This window comes from Helicobacter sp. 12S02232-10, assembly GCF_002272895.1.
In the GTDB taxonomy this organism is placed as follows: domain Bacteria; phylum Campylobacterota; class Campylobacteria; order Campylobacterales; family Helicobacteraceae; genus Helicobacter_J.
The window spans coordinates 1-16,777 of the sequence record NZ_MLAQ01000005.1 but is presented as its reverse complement, the minus strand read 5'-3'; the positions used below and the strand labels follow the sequence as shown (position 1 = coordinate 16,777).

The following is a 16,777-nucleotide window of genomic DNA, read 5'->3' as shown; positions in this document are numbered from 1 at the left end:
AAACAACACCGCCCGCCTCTTTATTGGCAAATAATGAGAGTGCGGCATCTACATTATCTTTCAAATATCGAAAACACACGATATTCCCGAAAGTCTTAATAGAATTAAGAATGCGATTAGTGCGGCTAAATGCTTGTATTAACCCGTGCATTTTCAAATTCTTATCGACCCAAAGCGTATTTAACGTGGTCGCATCAAACCCAGTAAGAAACATATTAACCACGATCAATAAATCTAACTCTTTATTTTTCATTCGTAAAGATACATCTTTGTAATAGTTTTGGAATTTATCAGAAGAAGTATCATAGTTGGTTTGAAACATCTGATTATAATCCTTGATAGCATTTTCTAAAAAATCGCGCGAAGATGGCTCAAGATTAGAAGTATCCTCGGAATTTTCCTCATCTAAAATCCCATCAGCCTCTTCCTCATTTGCCCCATAGCTAAAAATCGTAGCAATCCGTAAATCCAAGCTTGGTTGCTCTTTTATCAAGCGCATAAACTCCCGATAATACGCCCTTGCCATCGGCACAGAAGCAACTGCAAAAATTGAATTAAATCCTTTAATACGTTGTATTTCCTTGACTTCCCTCACAAATTTGCGATCCTTAGATGCAACATCTTTAATATTAGTCAAGGCATTAAATTCATAGCTCTTTTCACCGCGATAGGTTTTTTGATTGAAATGCTCCAAAATATAACGCGTGACTGATTCGATACGCCTAGGATCCATCATTGCCTTTTCACGATCAATATCTTTGACCATCTCATCTGTGATTTTTTCATCCCAACTCTTCATCGTTGAGACATAATCAACACGGAATGGCAAAACGTTTTTATCATTGATAGCATTTATGATAGTATAAGAGTGCAACCGATCTCCAAAGGTCTGATCAGTAGTGAAAAGCCTCGATTTATTTCCTGTATCAGAATTCATCGCAAAAATCGGCGTACCTGTGAAGCCAAAAAGATGGTATTTTTTGAAGTTCTTTGTAATAGCTGTATGCATATCCCCGAACTGACTGCGATGGCACTCATCAAAGATAATCACGATACGTTTATCATAGATGGAATGTGCAGGATTTTTTTTGATAAAAGTCGCAAGCTTTTGAATGGTAGTAATGATAATGTGTGCATTGCTATCCTCAAGCTGTTTTTTTAAAATCGATGTGGAAGTGTTGCTATTAGCAGCGCCTTTTTCAAAGCGGTCGTATTCTTTCATTGTTTGATAATCCAAATCTTTCCGATCCACTACAAACAATACTTTATCAATATAAGAAAGTTGGGAAGCAAGCCTTGCAGTCTTAAAAGAAGTCAGCGTTTTCCCTGAACCTGTGGTATGCCAGACATACCCCCCGCCAGCTATGCTCCCGTATTTTTTATAATTATTTGCGATTTCAATCCGATTCAAAATACGTTCAGTTGCTGTAATCTGATAAGGGCGCATTACCATCAATATATTTTCTGATGTCAAGATACAATATTTAGTCAGCACATTTAAAAGAGAATGTTTCGCAAAAAACGTTTTAGTAAAATCAATCAAATCTGCAATCACAGAATTATTGGCATCTGACCAAAAACAAGTGAATTCAAAACTATTGCTTGTTTTGCTTTTTTTTGAAGGATTGGGAGAAGAGGCATCTTTGATGGCATTAGATCTCGTACTATTGGAATAATACTTTGTACTCGTACCATTTGAAATCACAAAAATTTGGACATACTCATACAGCCCGCACCCCGCCCAAAAAGAATCACGTTGATAACGATTGATTTGATTAAACGCTTCAAGAATCGCAACACCACGCCTTTTTAGCTCAATATGTACCAATGGCAAGCCATTCACAAGAATGCTCACATCATAGCGATTATCATACTTAGCACCATCTTCCTTGCCAATCGTATATTGGTTGATGACTTGAAGACAATTGGCGTGAATATTTTTTTATCAATCAGAGTAATATTTTTAGTAGAGTTGTCATCTCGCCTCAATACTTGGACAAAGTCCTCTTGTATTTTTTTTGATTTTTCTACGATTCCATCATTGGGGTTTGCTAGCGACTCTTTAAAAAATCGCTCCCATTCTGCATCTGTGAAATGATAATTATTCAGCCTTTGGAGTTGTGCGCGAAGATTTAAAATCAAATCTTTTTCTGTAGAAATATTCAAATACTCATAACCCTGCCCGCAAAGCAAAGCGATAAATTCTTTTTCCAATTCCATTTCGCTCTGATAAGAATCAGAGCGTTTTTTTACAGGTTCATATTCGGTAACAACGGTATTTTCTGATGTTTCTGCCACGATATTAAAATACGGCATTGATGGTCTCTCCTTAAATGATTGATGATTGATATTCTTTAAAACTAAGTAACTGATCCCGATAATACTCATATTGTTTTTGACGTGCATTGATTTCAGCAGGCAAACCAATGCAAAGATCATTGCACAAAGCATCAAATCGATCCAAAATCCCAACGATTTTATTTTGGACTTCTATGGGTGGGATGGGGATTGGTAAGTCTTCAATTATACTTCTGTCTATTGTCGGAACTCCTCCAACTCGTTTTTTTGAATAAAAATAATCTTCATAGCCATATAAATAATAATAAAGAAATTTGCTATTTATTTTTTTATGGTGTCCTAACCAAAAAGTTCCATCAGAACACCAAAAATCTTTATCAATAAACTTGACTCCGCCTATACCACCGGTATTTACAATGATAACCGTATTTTTTGGTGCATTAAAATCGTTATATAAACCAAGCGGCGTATCTTTACTGCCGTGATAAACTTCAAATTTACCATTGTCACTCAATTCTTTCTTTGTCAATCTTTTACCGCGATTAACTGCAATATAATATCGAAGCGGTTTATATTCGCCCCCCCCCCCCCGCAATTTTATTTAAAGATTCAAAGCTTAAGAGTTGGTCGCGGTAGTATTCGTATTGCTTTTTTCTAGCTGTAAGTTCTGCTTGAAGTTTAATTTGAAGTTCTGTTGTGAGATCTGTGAATTGATCTAATATATGGACGATTTCATTTTGGACTTCTATGGGTGGGATGGGGATTGGAATATTATTTAAATCCTTTAAATTTAAATTTGGAATCCCTGCACCAACTTGAGAATTCATTAATTTTTTTTCATTGTTTTTAACAACATAATATAAATATTTATAATTAATATTTTCATCGCAATCTAAAATCACAAATAAATGCGCTCCAGCCCAAAATTTAGTGAGTTGAAATTGCACATTTCCTGCAGAGGCACCACCTTGACTTATAGTAATGAGATTTTCTTTAAAATTGTATTCATTCCAATATCCTGAAGGTTTTAATCCTCCATTGATAACAGGATATAAACCCGTATCTAATAGTCTATCTTTGTTTAGTTGAACTCCTTTGACTATTTTAGCGAGCTCTCCTAAAGGCTTATGGGGGGGGGGGCATAACTCCTTTTAATTTATTATTTAAATTCATTTTTTTCCTTTGTATTTTGCTCATAAAATCGCAGATTATAACCTTAAGTCGGTTATCAAATCTTTAAATGCATAGGATTAAAATCAATTTAATGTCTTGATAAATTTGAAAAATTCTTTTTTTAAGGCTCTAGATGATTAGAATATTTTGCAAAATCACAAAAATAGGCTATTCTAACGAATCAAAATCATCTTTTTTAGGACTCAGGAGCAAAAATGACAAAAATAGCGTTTGAAAAATCTACCCCTCTAAAAATTATCTTATTTAGAACCGATAAACTCGGTGATGTTGTCTTGAGTCTTCAATGCATTGAAGCCATCAAAGCCACTTATCCCAACAGCTTCGTTTCCTTTGCACTCCGAAGTTATACCGCCCCTCTTGTAGAAAACAATCCCTTCTTGGATGAAGTTATCCTTATAGATCAATACAGCCGCATCAAACTTATTCAAATTATCAAAGCCAAAAAATTTGATATAAGTGTTTCGCTCTTTGCTTCAAAAATAGCTTGCTATACTGCATTTTTAGCAAGAATCCCTATCCGCATTGGTCCTCTCTCAAAGCCAAGAGATCTGCTTTTTTTTACTCACAGAATGCGACAAGAACGTTCTTCAGGCAAAAAAAATGAAGGACAATACAATTTGGAATTGCTTTCATTACTAGGATGTGGCGATCACTATTTTCCAAAAATCTACCTAACGCCACAAGAAAAAAGTTTGGCACAAGATTATTTATCTCATAAATACGGCTCCAAATCCTATAAAATCATTCTTCTTCATCCTGGAAGCGGTGGCTCTTCAAAAGATTGGAATGCTAAAAATTACCTCTCACTTGCCCAACAAATTCTAAAAAATAATCTTGCTCAAGTTCTTATCAGCGGTTCGCAAAATGAACTGGAAACTTACCTGTCTATGCTGGATGATTTTCCTCTCTTAAATAAAAGTCATTTTTTTGAAAAATCAAAGCCTCTCAGGGAATTTCTTGCCATCATTTCAGAGGCAAGATTATTTTTAAGCAATGGCACAGGACCGCTTCATTGTGCGATTGCACTTGGTGTTCCTACAATCGGCTTTCATACTTTAATGCGTTCTTGCAAACCCGCCAGATGGGGTCCTCTCGCCAAAGATACAAGCATCCATACTGTCATAACGCCTCATCTTCCTTCAGGAGAACCATTGTCTGAATGCATTTCTTGCACCAAAAAATGCCCCTACTACTTATGTATGGATATGATTAGCGTCGAAGAGATTTATCAAACTATTGTTGGAATTTTAAAACCACATTAAGGAAAAAATTGAAGAAAAACCAATTTTTATACAACCTCAAAGGGACTAGCTATCTTTTATACCCGCAATTTTTAGCAAAAACTGCTTTAAAAGCAAAACTTGCAAAAATTGAAAGCCTCAAAGATGAAGAGTTGCAAAATTTAGCCAAGAAAGTTTCTTATTATTGCTCCTTTTGTACTTCTCCTTCAATGCAAATCCCATCAAATCCCTTTCGCATTGAGTTACTCAAAAAAGGATCAAGGTATTTTTTTGACGCTTATGAATATTTAAGATTTTTTCCGAAAGATTTAAATTATATCTTGGCATTTGGGGATATTAATTACGAACTTCCTGCCCCCTCTTTATGCAAATCCCGACCCATAAGCAACGCTTTGAGTAATAATGTACTTTTAAAATTGGACAAACTCCGACATTTTAAATTTTTTACCTCTCCTCCTGCAATTGCTTATGAAGATAAAAAAAATACTCTTTTTTTTCGTGGTGCTTGTTACCAACCCCACAGGCAAGATTTTATGCAAAAATATTTTGGACATCCTATGTGTGATTTAGGACACGTAGGCTCTCCAAAAAAAGAGCTTATCACTTGGCAAAAAGAAAAAATCAGCATAGAAAAACATATGCAGTATAAATTCATTCTTTCTCTTGAAGGAAATGATGTTGCAAGTAATTTAAAATGGATTATGAGTTCAAACTCAATTGCAGTAATGCCAAAACCTAAATTTGAAACGTGGTTTATGGAAGGGACATTGATTGCAAATCAACACTATATAGAAATAAAACCCGATTACAGCGACCTTATAGAAAGATTAGATTATTTTATCACTCACCCCAAAGAGGCTAAAGAGATTATTTATTATGCGAATCTTTATACAAAACAATTCTTGAATAAAACGACTGAAGATCTCATATCCATACTCGTTTTAAGAAAATATTTTTATCTTACCAATCAAATCGAAATATCTGGACTTGAAAAAGAATTATTCAAGAATCAATAGAGATTTCAATAATTTTAAGAGTGCATATCATTTGATTTTTCAGACCTTGAAAAATCAAATGCAAGGGAAGCAAAAATAACCAAAACCATCAAAAAATAATTTCCCTCTCCAAAAGCACTCATAGGCTCAAAAACAAATCCGGCAACAATATAAGAAACCAAAATCCCAAGCATCGAGATAGCTGCAATCCCATCACCCTTTGAAATATTTTTCCAAAAGAAAATTGCTATGCTAATCCAAACCGCAAGCAAAGCCAATAAACCCAATACTCCCTTTCGAGCAAAAGTATTTAAAATTTCATTATGAAATCTGCCGTAACGAGTAAAGTCTGATGGCTCCCTGCGTGATTTTGAAAGTGCTTTAATTTCATATCTTCTATCTAAAATACTCTTAGGACTCAAACCGATAATAGGAGAAAGCCTGATAATAGCAATCGCTTCTTTCCAAAATTCAAAACGTAATCCTACGCTTGTATCATAATCATTTTTTTCATATTGATTAATATCAGAACCAATAGCATCAAATCGTTTCGTTAAAGACTCTCTGGCTTGAGGCACCAACACCATCAAGAGACACAAAGCCAATACAAAATAAGATGAATATTTTAAAATAGCTAATCTCTTTTGCTTGTTACAATAAACCAAAAGTAGTACAATCAGGACAAAGCCTACTCCAAATCCCATAATCACGCCTCTAGTTTCACTAAAAACCATAACAAAACAGCCAAGAATAGCGCTTGCTCCAAAAAAAAGCTTTTTTTGAACAGATCGGACGATAAAAAAATAAGCAAATGCACAAAGTGCCAAAACAGATCCCGCATTTCCAAATGCTGTGATTCCTATATCTAATCCATTCACGCGTTCTATCCCTAAGACAAATCTTTGAAAAAATGCAATCGCTCCGTTTATAAAACAAGCAATACCAATAGAATAAAAAATCATTTTTTGATTTAAAGATACCCTTAAGCCAATCATTAAAACCAAAATAATCGCTGCTACGACATAACCCAAAGGCTGATTAAAAATCCTCAAACCATAGCTTAAACTATCATTTACAAGCATATTAGGGATCGTAGTCAAAAAAACAGCAATAAATGAATAGGCGATAAATTTTATTTGTCTTGGTATATCGTAGAGTTGGTGGGTACAAGCCCAATAAAAAAGCAATGAAACCAACATTAAAACCATAAACACTTGAGACATAGACTTAACAGAAGAGAAGAGAAATACTCCGCAAGCTAGAAGAGTAATAAACTTTTCTAGCCCCTCCTTATTATATTTGAGTTGCAAATCAATTCCTTTATCTGTCTTTGATACCTAGTTCTGTGATTAATTTGGCATATCTTTCATATTGGGTTTTCTTAAGATATTTAAGAAGATGTTTTCTTTGACCCACAAGCTTCAAAAGACCCAATCTACTAGAGTGATCCTTAGGATTTTGCTTTAAATGTTGGGTTAATTCTGAAATTCTTGCACTAAGAATCCCGATCTGAATTTCACAAGAGCCCGTATCTTTCTCACTTCGAGCAAATTTTGAAATGATTTCTTGTTTTTTCGCCGTATCTAAAGCCATAATGACCTCCTGAATGGTAATTTTTATTTAAAGTGCGTATCATACATTAAAAAAGCAAATTTTTACATTAAAAATTGTAGAATCTCAAAAGAATTTTACCCAATAAAGGCATATGCGCAAGTGGCTTCAGAAAGACAAAAAAACGCAATCAAAAAAATCGTTCCGTTTTTTCGACAATTGACCGAATCAAAAGATTTGACGGTTGTCGTATTTGTGATTGCAATACTTGCTATCATCATTGTCCCCCTCCCGCCTTTCTTGTTGGATTTTCTTCTGACGATTTCCATCGCATTATCAGTTTTGATTATTTTAATCGGTTTATACATCACTAAACCGACTGATTTTTCTGCATTTCCAACCTTGCTTTTAATCGTAACACTTTATCGCCTCGCACTCAATGTTGCCACGACTAGAATGATCCTTACTGAAGGCTATAAAGGTCCTGAAGCCGTAAGCGATATCATTGCAGCATTTGGAGAATTTACCGTCGGCGGAAATTATGTTATTGGAACGATTATCTTTACTATCCTTGTGCTTGTCAATTTATTGGTTGTTACTAACGGCTCTACTCGCGTTACAGAAGTTAGAGCAAGATTTGCTCTTGATGCAATGCCTGGAAAACAAATGGCGATTGATGCGGATTTAAATTCAGGATTGATTGATAATGAAGAAGCCAAAAATCGCCGTGCCGCCCTAACTCAAGAAGCCGATTTTTATGGCGCAATGGATGGAGCAAGCAAATTTGTCAAAGGAGATGCAATTGCTTCCATTATCATCACGCTTATCAATATAATCGGCGGTTTTTTGGTGGGGATATTTCAAAAAGATATGAGTATCGCTTATAGTGCTTCCACTTTTACGATTTTAACCATTGGTGATGGCTTAGTCGGTCAAATTCCTGCCCTTATCATTGCTACAGCCACAGGTATTGTAGCGACTAGAACCACGCAAGGAGAAGAAGAGAATTTTGCTTCAAAACTCATCACCCAACTCACCAACAAAAGCAAAACGCTTATTATTGTTGGCTCTATATTGCTTTTATTTGCAACAGTTCCAGGTCTCCCGACTTTTTCACTTGGCTTTGTGGGATGTTTATTTTTGTTTATTGCTTGGCTCATATCGCGTGAGGATAAAAAAAATCTTTTCTCGGCGTTTGAAAAATGGCTTGGAAAAAAAATGGATATGGATCTTTCTTCAAGCGAAGAAGATACTACCCAAGATCCTGCCTTAGCTTCGCATACTCCAGCAACAAAACAACAAAAAACACTTGAAGAAATCAAAAAAGAAGAAGAAAAGGCAATTGATGAAGTTCTTAAAATTGAACTTCTTGAACTTGCACTCGGCTATCAGCTTATCGGACTTGCAGATGTCAAACAAGGTGGCGATTTACTTGAAAGAGTCAGAGGAATCAGAAAAAAAATTGCTGCTGACTATGGATTTTTAATGCCCCAAATCCGCATACGAGATAATCTACAGCTTCCCCCAACCTACTATGAAATCAAACTCAAAGGCATTGTTATCGGCGAAGGAAGCGTTATGCCCGATAAATTCCTAGCGATGAATACGGGTTTTGTAGGCAAAGAGATTGAGGGAATTCCTACCAAAGAGCCCGCCTTTGGAATGGATGCGCTATGGATTGAACCTAAAGACAAAGAAGAAGCAATCATTCAAGGTTATACCATTATTGACCCTTCCACAGTAATTGCAACCCATATGAGTGAGTTAGTCAAAAATTATGCTGAGGAATTCATTACCAAAGATGAAGTAAAATCCCTAATGGACAGACTTGCAAAAGATTATCCTGCCATCATTGATGAAGCTAAAAAAATCCCTACTGGTGTTATCCGATCGGTACTTCAAGAACTTTTGCACGAAAAAATCCCTATTCGAGATATGCTCACCATTCTTGAAACCATCACCGATATAGCCCCATTAGTACAAAATGACGTTGCCATCATCACCGAACAGGTTCGTGCCAAACTTGCACGCGTGATTACAAATATTTTTAAATCTGAAGATGGCAATTTAAAACTTTTGACCTTATCGACAAATTCCGAACAATATCTTTTGGGCAAACTCAAAGAGCAGCCCTCAGGAAAAACGCTTTTGCTAAATGCCAACGAAATGCAAAAACTTATCGAAACTATCAGTGAAGAATCGATGAAAGTGCTTCAAAAAGGTATAGCACCCGTAATTCTGATTGTAGATCCTGAACTCAGACGCCCTTTGGCAAACAAAATGGAACAATTCAAGCTTGATTTAATTGTCCTTAGCCACGCCGAGCTTGATACTAATGCAAAATACGAAGTATTAGGTAATATCAACATTAACTTTAAGGAGTAAAATGCAAGTCCATCATTTATCCCACATTGATCTTGACGGCTACGGCTGTCAGCTCATATCCAGACATTTTTTTCAAAATATTTACTTCTATAATGCCAATTACGGCAAAGAAGTCCTTGCAAGAATTAATGCCATTCTCAATAATATCAATCATTCTTTAGAATCCCGACTTGAAGATAAATTTCATTTCAAAACACATAATAAATTTCTTATCTTAATCACAGATCTTAATCTCTCCTCTTCAGAATCAAGATACCTCCAAGAAAGAGTTGATGAAATGCGTCTTAATGGAAAAGATATACAAATCACTCTACTTGATCACCATATTAGTGGCGAAGAATCCGCAAAAATTTACCATTGGTATTATCTAGACATCAATCGTTGCGCAACCAAAATCACATATGAAACCCTCCAACAAAATTATCCCCTTTTAAAACCTCAAGATAAAGATTGGCTTACTCCGATGGTAGAAATGATCAATTCTGTAGATATTTGGAAAGAAAACGGCTTTGGTTTTGAGTTTGGAAAAGTCGCTATGAGTATGATTTCAAACTCTAACGAACTCAATCGTTTTATGTTTGATACTGAGCATAGAGATTACAAACTGCAATTGCTCAAACAAGCTAAAAATTACCTCCAGCAAGAAAATGGTGAAATTTTATTTGACAATGAAATTTTCAGACTTAAAAAAATCGCACTAGGGGGCAATCCTGATACTTCTACAATGGATAATATTGCTTCAAATGCGCAAGTAAAATTATTATCAGCAAAAAAAGATCAATGCACTCTAGATTGCGGGGATAAAAAAGGATTCTTAAGCTATTCAATGGGGGGCATCAGCGTATTGGCAAATTTATTTTTAAATCAAAATCCCGAATTTGATTTTTATATCGACGTCAATCCTAGAGGAAACGTTAGTATGCGCTCAAATGGAAAATGCGATGTTAGTGCTATGAGCAAAGAGTTTTTTAACGGAGGAGGTCATAAAAATGCTTCCGGCGGAAAAATAGAGGGCTTTAAAGAAAGCTTTTTATATGAAGATATCAAAAGTCAAATCGAACAAATTTTTCAAAACTCAAGAGAAAGGAAGGGAATATGAAACAAAAAATTGATGATATAGAACTTGAAGAGCTTGCCTTAGAAATCATTGATATGCTTGGGGTTGCGCTCCATTTTGCTGGAGTCAAGCCTGAAAATATTCAAAAAGCTATCGATGCTTACTTGGAAGAAATCGATACAATTGATGAAGATAAGCCTTATGGGCAAAAAGAGATGATTGAAGTCATCGAAAGACTAAGAACCAAAAAAAGTTTTTTATTTCAATAAATGCAAATCATTGATTTATGATACTTTTAAACAATACAAGCTATAATTGAAAATTATAAATTTCAATTATGCTACATTTAGTATAAGTTGTATAAAGGAATGTTTTATGGACAGATTAAACCTATGGGGGGGGGGGGCAAAATTCCATTAATGGCACTCATTGTGCCTTGTTATAATGAAGAAAATCTCATTATAGAAAGTCTTAAAACCCTACAAAACAAGCTCTTTGAACTCAAAAATTCAAAGCTCATTGCTCCTGAAAGCTATATTATATGCGTGGATGATGGTAGTGCAGATAAAAGTTTTCTACTCTTGCAAGATTATGCCAAAAACACCCCTTATTGCACAATCATCAAACTCACAAAAAATTATGGACATCAAAAAGCACTTCTTGCCGGACTTAAGTATGCAAACAAGCGATGTGATTGCTGCATTACCATTGATTGCGATCTCCAACAAGACATAGAAAAAATCCCAGAATTTATCGATAAATACAATCAAGGATCTGAAATTGTAATCGGGATTCGCAACGATAGAAAAAGTGATGGTATATTTAAAAAATTCAGTGCCTTAAGCTTTTATCATATAATGAAAATATTTGGCACTCCTATCATACCAAATCACGCTGATTACAGACTTCTAGGCTCTAAAGCTTTAAAAAAATTAATAAAATTTAAAGAAAGCAATATTTTTTTAAGAGGCTTAATTTTAGAACTTGGTTTCAAGACAGATTATCTTTATTTTGATGTCAAACCTCGAACTCTTGGTATCTCAAAATACTCTTTGAGCAAAATGCTTTCTTTGGCAATTGATGGTGTCACAAGTTTTAGCACCCGACCACTTCACTTAATCAGCATCATAGGAATTTTGATTTTTATCATCAGTTTTTTATTAGGAATTTATAGCCTGTATATTGCTCTTTTTACAAATCAAATCATACCAGGTTGGGCATCTATCGCCCTACCCTTATATTTTCTAGGAGGCGTACAGCTTTTGGCGATGGGAGTTATCGGTGAATATATCGGTAAAATCTATTCGGAAACAAAACATCGACCCCTTTATCTAATAGAATCTGTTATTCAAAACAAAAAAAATTTAGAAAACTCAAACCCTATCCATAAAAAATCATCCATCGCAACCCCTAAGGAATAAGATGAAAAATTTATGCGATAAATCCTCTTATCAAGACACTATTATTGAAAATGAGTTGAAAATAAAATGCTTTAAAGATAAAAATAGAAAAAATCGCTGAATTTTATCTTTATGAAATATTCCAATTCTTTTATCTTGTATCTTCTAGTCGGAGGTATCAATACCATTATTGGATTTGGTATTATTTTCCTCTTGATGTTTCTTGGAGTAAATGCGGAATTGTCAAACTTATCAGGTTATGCGTGCGGTTTTATATGCTCATATTTTTTAAATAAATCCATCACTTTTAAATCTAAAAATTCACATAAGAAAGATTTTATTCGATTTTTGATAGTAACAGGAATTATTTATTTAATTAATATTGCTATTTTATTCCTATTATATAGAATATTTTACATTAATCCTTACATTTCTCAAATCATTGCAGGAATTTTCTACACAATAAGTGGCTATTGCTTCAATAAGCTTTGGACATTTAAATCCTTATAATACAATTCTCAAAAAATATAGGAAAATGAAATGAAAAAAACTTTTTTAATCCCTTTATTCTTCCTCTTGATTTGTGGGGGCTGTGCCAGTTATAACATTATTCCTCAAAATATCGATCGTTACGATAAAGGCGTTGAAATTATTGATTCCACCCAACCCGACTCAAAAGTTCAAATAGAAATCTCTCAACACAGACTCGGAGGACTTAGCAATCCCCCGCTTGTAATCTATATAGGCGCGCAGATTTTGAAAGGCGAGGATGTTTTATTTGATACGACCAATCTGAAAGCTTCTCAAAATGGGCAAAATCTCCAAGTTCTAACCTACAGACAAATCTTAGATTCAAATTATGATTTTACGGACATTTTGCAAGAATTCAGCATTCCAACCCCAACCACAGCAGTAAATACAAACATAATTACCCCAATATTTTATTATGGGCGCGGGGGATTTTTAGCATACAATATGCTGTTTAATCCTTTTATCATAGACGATATGCAAGCCCAACAAATGATGCAAGAACAAAGACAAGCCCGTAAAATAATGGCAGCAAATTATCTGAGAAAAACAACTCTAAGCATCGAAGGAAAAGCTAAAGGAGGGTTTGTAGCTATAAGTCCAAAATATATCAAAGCTGGGATGATTCGCTTAAAAATAACCTTAAAAAACGAAACGCATCAATTCGATATCAACATTCAAAAAAGATAAGCAAAATTAGCTCGGCTTAGGGCAAGATTTCCAAAAGGTATAAACTATCTTGATCAAGATTGTAAATACCACCCCTTCAAAAACCGCTGCTAATAAAAATGCGTAATAAGTATTTTGGTTCATAGCCCCCAATTGTAAGCCCAACGCAGCCGTAGCAACCAAAAATGTCAAAGGCATCGAATCGCTTAAAGCAAACAATACGGTATTTTTAGCACTTTTAAAATAGTTTCTAAAAGCAATTGTGGCTGAAAACAAACGTAATAAAATCATCCCAATAACGATAAATGCCCCGTGAACAAGCAAACTTGGGGTATGAAAAACCAAAGACAGATCCAAAGTAGAGCCCACGTGGACAAAAAACAACGGAACAAAAAAACCAAACCCGATATCATTGAGCTTATGCACTAATTCGTGCTTATAAGGGAAAAAGGTCGCTACAATCATACCTGCCAAAAAAGCCCCTAAAACTATTTCCAAATGCAACCACATTACAATGACTATAAGCCCAAAAAATAACATCATACTAAAGCGTATGTCTTGATTATTTTCATCATTATAGGGCATAATGAAAAGCTTCAGATTTGGAAACCACCAAAATAAAATTTTTCCTATTTGAAATAAACCTATGATAACAATTAAAAATAACAACAAAACAGCTAAAGTTTTATAAAGATCAATAGTAAGACCATAAGAATAAGAACCATTTATAATCACCAAAACAGCTATACTGACAAGCTCCCCGACAACTCCGATTTTAAGAGCCAAATCCAACCACGGCATATTTTTCCCGTAATCTTTAATAAGAGCCATAATCATACCCAAACTCATTACAGGAAAAGCTGCTATATAAATAGGAGGAAGTTTTAAAATCAAAACCGCCGATGTTGCCACCACATACAAAACAAGAAAATAAACGCCAGCTTTTTTTAAAAAATCCTTACCAAGCTGTTTGAACCCGCGTAAATCAACCTCCATACCACACAAAAACATTAAAAACAAAAATCCTACTTCAGCAACAACATTAAACCCCTCAGAATGTTTAAAAATTCCAAAATAATAGCCCAAAGCCCCCAACATTATCTCAACAACAACAACGGGTATTTTTGTTATTTTGCTGATATATGGAGCGATCAAAATTAAAATTGCAACAATCGCAAATGTAAATAAATTATCCATTTTTAATAACCGATGTCAAATTTAAGACTTGAAGAATAGCTTGGGGATATAATGAGTATTCTAGAGAATGGATTCTTTTCTCAAAAGATTCAAAACTTTCCCCCGAAATTTTTGGGATAGAATCTTGCAAAATAATTTCTCCGCCGTCCAAAACATCATTCACCCAATGCACACTCACACCTCCTTGCTCATCATCTGAATCATAAGTGTCTTTAATAGCATTTGCTCCCTTGTGCTGAGGCAAAAGCGAGGGATGGATATTAATACACTTGATTTGAGAGGTAAAAACAGGGGTTAAAATACGCATAAATCCTGCCAATATCACTAAATCAGGGCTATATCTTTGAACAAGTCCAAGAAGTGCCTTATCAAATTCTTCTCTGTTTTTAAAATCTTTATGAGGCAAAATCTCACATTTTATGCCTAATTCTCTACACCGAAAAACTCCATAAGCATCAGGATTATTGCTCACGCAAGATGTAATATTTGTAATTACATTTTTTTTAGAGTCTTGAACAAACTCTTTATTATGGAAGCTTTGGATAATATTTTGCATATTGCTTCCATTGCCACTAAAAAGAATCACTAAATTTATTTTTCTCAATTTTTGCCTTGCTGCAAACGTTTTGGGACGCTCATTTTATCATAAAACTTTTAAGCGTTAAAATAATAATCCCCGCTTTTTCCCCCGCTTTTTGACTCTAATCGCACTTCAGTAATTACCATTCCCTTATCAATCGCTTTTACCATATCATAAATCGTTAAAAGCCCAATACTTACACTCATTAGGGCTTCCATTTCTACACCCGTTTTCCCCTCTGTTTTCACAATAGATTTCAATATAAAAGTATAGTTCTCATTATCTTGATCTACCATCACATCCACTCCTGAAATAAACAGAGGATGGCACATCGGAATCAGATCGCTTGTCTTCTTTGCCCCCATAATCGCAGCAATAATGGCAGTTTGTAAAACAGGACCTTTATGAGCGGTATTTTCAATCACAGCTTGATAAGCTTGGGCACTCATCGTGATTTTTCCGGTGGCAATTGCAACTCGTTTTGTTTCATTTTTAAGACTAACATCCACCATTGTCGGGTGATTTTTTTCATTGATATGGCTCAAGTTCATTGATGATTCCTTTTTGTGAGTGTATCAAAATATTTTTTATCATTTTCTTAGCAATCTTCTTTCACCCAATCTCCTTAAATGCCAATAACTGATCCCGATAATACTCATATTGTTTTTGACGTGCATTGATTTCAGCAGGCAAACCAATGCAAAGATCATTGCACAAAGCATCAAATCGATCCAAAATCCCAACGATTTTATTTTGGACTTCTATGGGTGGGATGGGGATTTTTGCTTTTTCAATATTGTCATTATATAATCGTGATATAGTTCCACCTGTTGAAACTTGCCAAGGTTTTAATTTATAACAATAATAAAGCCATTTATTCAATACCTTACTTTCATCATTATCTATCCAAACAATGTTTGAATCCTGATAATATGAAGGTTCGCCATTATATATTACCATCTTTCCTATTGTTCCTGATGCTGAAATAAGTATATCGCCTTTTTTTGGAAAAGAATACTTTTCTCTGTATTCTTCAAATTTTTCTTTCGTAATAAAAGCATTTGCTTTGCCTCCAAATGTTCCAATTTTATAAAATGGTACATCGCCAATAGGACTTGTTTCAGCCTTCATAATTCTTTTACACATAGAGACTTTACCTATTTCCCCTAATTTCTTATATTCCACACCATTAGGAAATTCTGTAAGGAGTTGGTCGCGGTAGTATTCGTATTGCTTTTTTCTAGCTGTAAGTTCTGCTTGAAGTTCTGTTGTGAGATCTGTGAATTGATCTAATATATGGACGATTTTATTTTGGACTTCTATGGGTGGGATGGGGATTTTGATATTTGATACCATTGGAATTGTGAGTTGTGGAATTCCTGACTTAGGAACTTTAAACTTTATGCTTTGAATGCAATAAAACAAATATGAAACATTTAAAAATTCTTTAGGTGTCGCTGAAATTAATCGAATAATTGGGAAAAATGGTTGTTTTCTTAAAAAAGCACTTCCAATTGTTCCCCTACCGGTAATAGTAACACTTGGTTTTATGATTTGAGGGATATCTGTATAACCATATAATCCCTCATTTTCTACTCCATTGCTATATATCGGCACTTTATATACGTCTGTCATTTTCTTGCTCCATCGTTCTTTTGGAACATCCCCTCCTGAACTCAATT

At 34.7% G+C, this 16,777-nt stretch carries 15 protein-coding genes and 2 pseudogenes; 8 read left to right on the top strand and 9 right to left on the bottom strand.

Annotated features, from left to right (window positions below; genetic code table 11):
- Positions 1–76: 76 nt before the first annotated feature.
- The 3 genes and pseudogenes from BKH41_RS10210 to BKH41_RS05035 all read right to left on the bottom strand — a co-directional run.
- Positions 77–2,220, bottom strand: a pseudogene (locus BKH41_RS10210) (type I restriction endonuclease subunit R); the annotation flags it as partial.
- 109 nt (positions 2,221–2,329) lie between these two features.
- Positions 2,330–2,893, bottom strand: a complete 564-nt coding sequence (locus tag BKH41_RS05040; RefSeq protein ID WP_257875411.1) for a restriction endonuclease subunit S — start codon at positions 2,891–2,893, stop codon at positions 2,330–2,332.
- A pseudogene (locus BKH41_RS05035) lies at positions 2,868–3,410 on the bottom strand (restriction endonuclease subunit S); the annotation flags it as partial. The pseudogene BKH41_RS05035 and the gene BKH41_RS05040, both read right to left, overlap by 26 nt.
- Positions 3,411–3,686: 276 nt before the next feature.
- Here BKH41_RS05035 and BKH41_RS05030 point away from each other — a divergent pair.
- Complete coding sequence (locus BKH41_RS05030) at positions 3,687–4,754, top strand: glycosyltransferase family 9 protein (RefSeq protein WP_095297611.1); 1,068 nt, start codon at positions 3,687–3,689, stop codon at positions 4,752–4,754.
- Positions 4,755–4,762: 8 nt separating this feature from the next.
- Complete coding sequence (locus BKH41_RS05025) at positions 4,763–5,749, top strand: glycosyl transferase family 90 (protein ID WP_095297609.1); 987 nt, start codon at positions 4,763–4,765, stop codon at positions 5,747–5,749.
- 14 nt (positions 5,750–5,763) lie between these two features.
- Here the strand turns inward: BKH41_RS05025 and BKH41_RS05020 are convergent, their stop codons facing one another.
- Both BKH41_RS05020 and rpsO read right to left on the bottom strand, forming a co-directional pair.
- A complete protein-coding gene (locus BKH41_RS05020) occupies positions 5,764–7,038 on the bottom strand; it encodes an O-antigen ligase family protein (RefSeq protein ID WP_095297607.1) in 1,275 nt (424 codons plus the stop codon).
- 10 nt (positions 7,039–7,048) lie between these two features.
- The gene (gene rpsO / locus BKH41_RS05015; RefSeq protein WP_095297604.1) at positions 7,049–7,321 is read right to left on the bottom strand and encodes a 30S ribosomal protein S15; all 273 of its coding nucleotides are present in this window, start codon (positions 7,319–7,321) and stop codon (positions 7,049–7,051) included.
- Positions 7,322–7,441: 120 nt separating this feature from the next.
- Between rpsO and flhA the strand changes: the two genes are divergently transcribed.
- The 6 genes from flhA to BKH41_RS04985 all read left to right on the top strand — a co-directional run bounded on the left by flhA (position 7,442) and on the right by BKH41_RS04985 (position 13,339).
- Positions 7,442–9,664, top strand: coding sequence for a flagellar biosynthesis protein FlhA (flhA, locus tag BKH41_RS05010; RefSeq protein WP_095297602.1), 2,223 nt, complete (start codon positions 7,442–7,444; stop codon positions 9,662–9,664).
- 1 nt (position 9,665) lies between these two features.
- Positions 9,666–10,763: a DHHA1 domain-containing protein gene (locus BKH41_RS05005; RefSeq protein ID WP_095297600.1), complete on the top strand. Its 1,098-nt coding sequence runs from the start codon at positions 9,666–9,668 to the stop codon at positions 10,761–10,763.
- A complete protein-coding gene (locus BKH41_RS05000) occupies positions 10,760–10,990 on the top strand; it encodes a hypothetical protein (protein ID WP_095297598.1) in 231 nt (76 codons plus the stop codon). The genes BKH41_RS05005 and BKH41_RS05000 overlap by 4 nt, the downstream gene beginning before the upstream one ends.
- Before the next feature lie 99 nt (positions 10,991–11,089).
- A complete protein-coding gene (locus BKH41_RS04995) occupies positions 11,090–12,142 on the top strand; it encodes a glycosyltransferase family 2 protein (protein ID WP_095297597.1) in 1,053 nt (350 codons plus the stop codon).
- Positions 12,143–12,253: 111 nt separating this feature from the next.
- Positions 12,254–12,631, top strand: a complete 378-nt coding sequence (locus tag BKH41_RS04990; RefSeq protein WP_095297596.1) for a GtrA family protein — start codon at positions 12,254–12,256, stop codon at positions 12,629–12,631.
- Positions 12,632–12,661: 30 nt separating this feature from the next.
- Positions 12,662–13,339, top strand: coding sequence for a hypothetical protein (locus tag BKH41_RS04985; RefSeq protein WP_095297594.1), 678 nt, complete (start codon positions 12,662–12,664; stop codon positions 13,337–13,339).
- A gap of 6 nt (positions 13,340–13,345) precedes the next feature.
- Here BKH41_RS04985 and BKH41_RS04980 read toward each other — a convergent pair whose 3' ends face one another.
- The 4 genes from BKH41_RS04980 to BKH41_RS04965 all read right to left on the bottom strand — a co-directional run.
- Entirely contained in the window at positions 13,346–14,515 is a 1,170-nt protein-coding gene (locus tag BKH41_RS04980; protein WP_095297592.1) for a cation:proton antiporter, read from the bottom strand.
- Entirely contained in the window at positions 14,508–15,119 is a 612-nt protein-coding gene (gene purN / locus BKH41_RS04975; protein WP_095297590.1) for a phosphoribosylglycinamide formyltransferase, read from the bottom strand. Before purN ends, BKH41_RS04980 begins: the two co-directional genes overlap by 8 nt.
- 50 nt (positions 15,120–15,169) lie before the next feature.
- On the bottom strand, positions 15,170–15,646 hold the full coding sequence (gene moaC, locus BKH41_RS04970) for a cyclic pyranopterin monophosphate synthase MoaC (protein ID WP_095297588.1): 477 nt from the start codon (positions 15,644–15,646) through the stop codon (positions 15,170–15,172).
- A 61-nt stretch (positions 15,647–15,707) separates the two neighbouring features.
- On the bottom strand, positions 15,708–16,777 hold a 1,070-nt coding region (locus tag BKH41_RS04965), incomplete at its 5' end, for a restriction endonuclease subunit S (RefSeq protein ID WP_143428710.1).

Excerpts from the sequence above, each read along its gene's own strand:
- BKH41_RS05005 (WP_095297600.1), top strand. The coding sequence starts at position 9,666 with ATGCAAGTCCATCATTTATCCCACATTGATCTTGACGGCTACGGCTGT.
- rpsO (WP_095297604.1), bottom strand. The coding sequence starts at position 7,321 with ATGGCTTTAGATACGGCGAAAAAACAAGAAATCATTTCAAAATTTGCT.
- BKH41_RS04980 (WP_095297592.1), bottom strand. The coding sequence starts at position 14,515 with ATGGATAATTTATTTACATTTGCGATTGTTGCAATTTTAATTTTGATC.
- BKH41_RS05030 (WP_095297611.1), top strand. The coding sequence starts at position 3,687 with ATGACAAAAATAGCGTTTGAAAAATCTACCCCTCTAAAAATTATCTTA.
- BKH41_RS04995 (WP_095297597.1), top strand. The coding sequence starts at position 11,090 with ATGTTTTATGGACAGATTAAACCTATGGGGGGGGGGGGCAAAATTCCA.
- moaC (WP_095297588.1), bottom strand. The coding sequence starts at position 15,646 with ATGAACTTGAGCCATATCAATGAAAAAAATCACCCGACAATGGTGGAT.
- BKH41_RS04990 (WP_095297596.1), top strand. The coding sequence starts at position 12,254 with ATGAAATATTCCAATTCTTTTATCTTGTATCTTCTAGTCGGAGGTATC.
- BKH41_RS04985 (WP_095297594.1), top strand. The coding sequence starts at position 12,662 with ATGAAAAAAACTTTTTTAATCCCTTTATTCTTCCTCTTGATTTGTGGG.
- BKH41_RS05000 (WP_095297598.1), top strand. The coding sequence starts at position 10,760 with ATGAAACAAAAAATTGATGATATAGAACTTGAAGAGCTTGCCTTAGAA.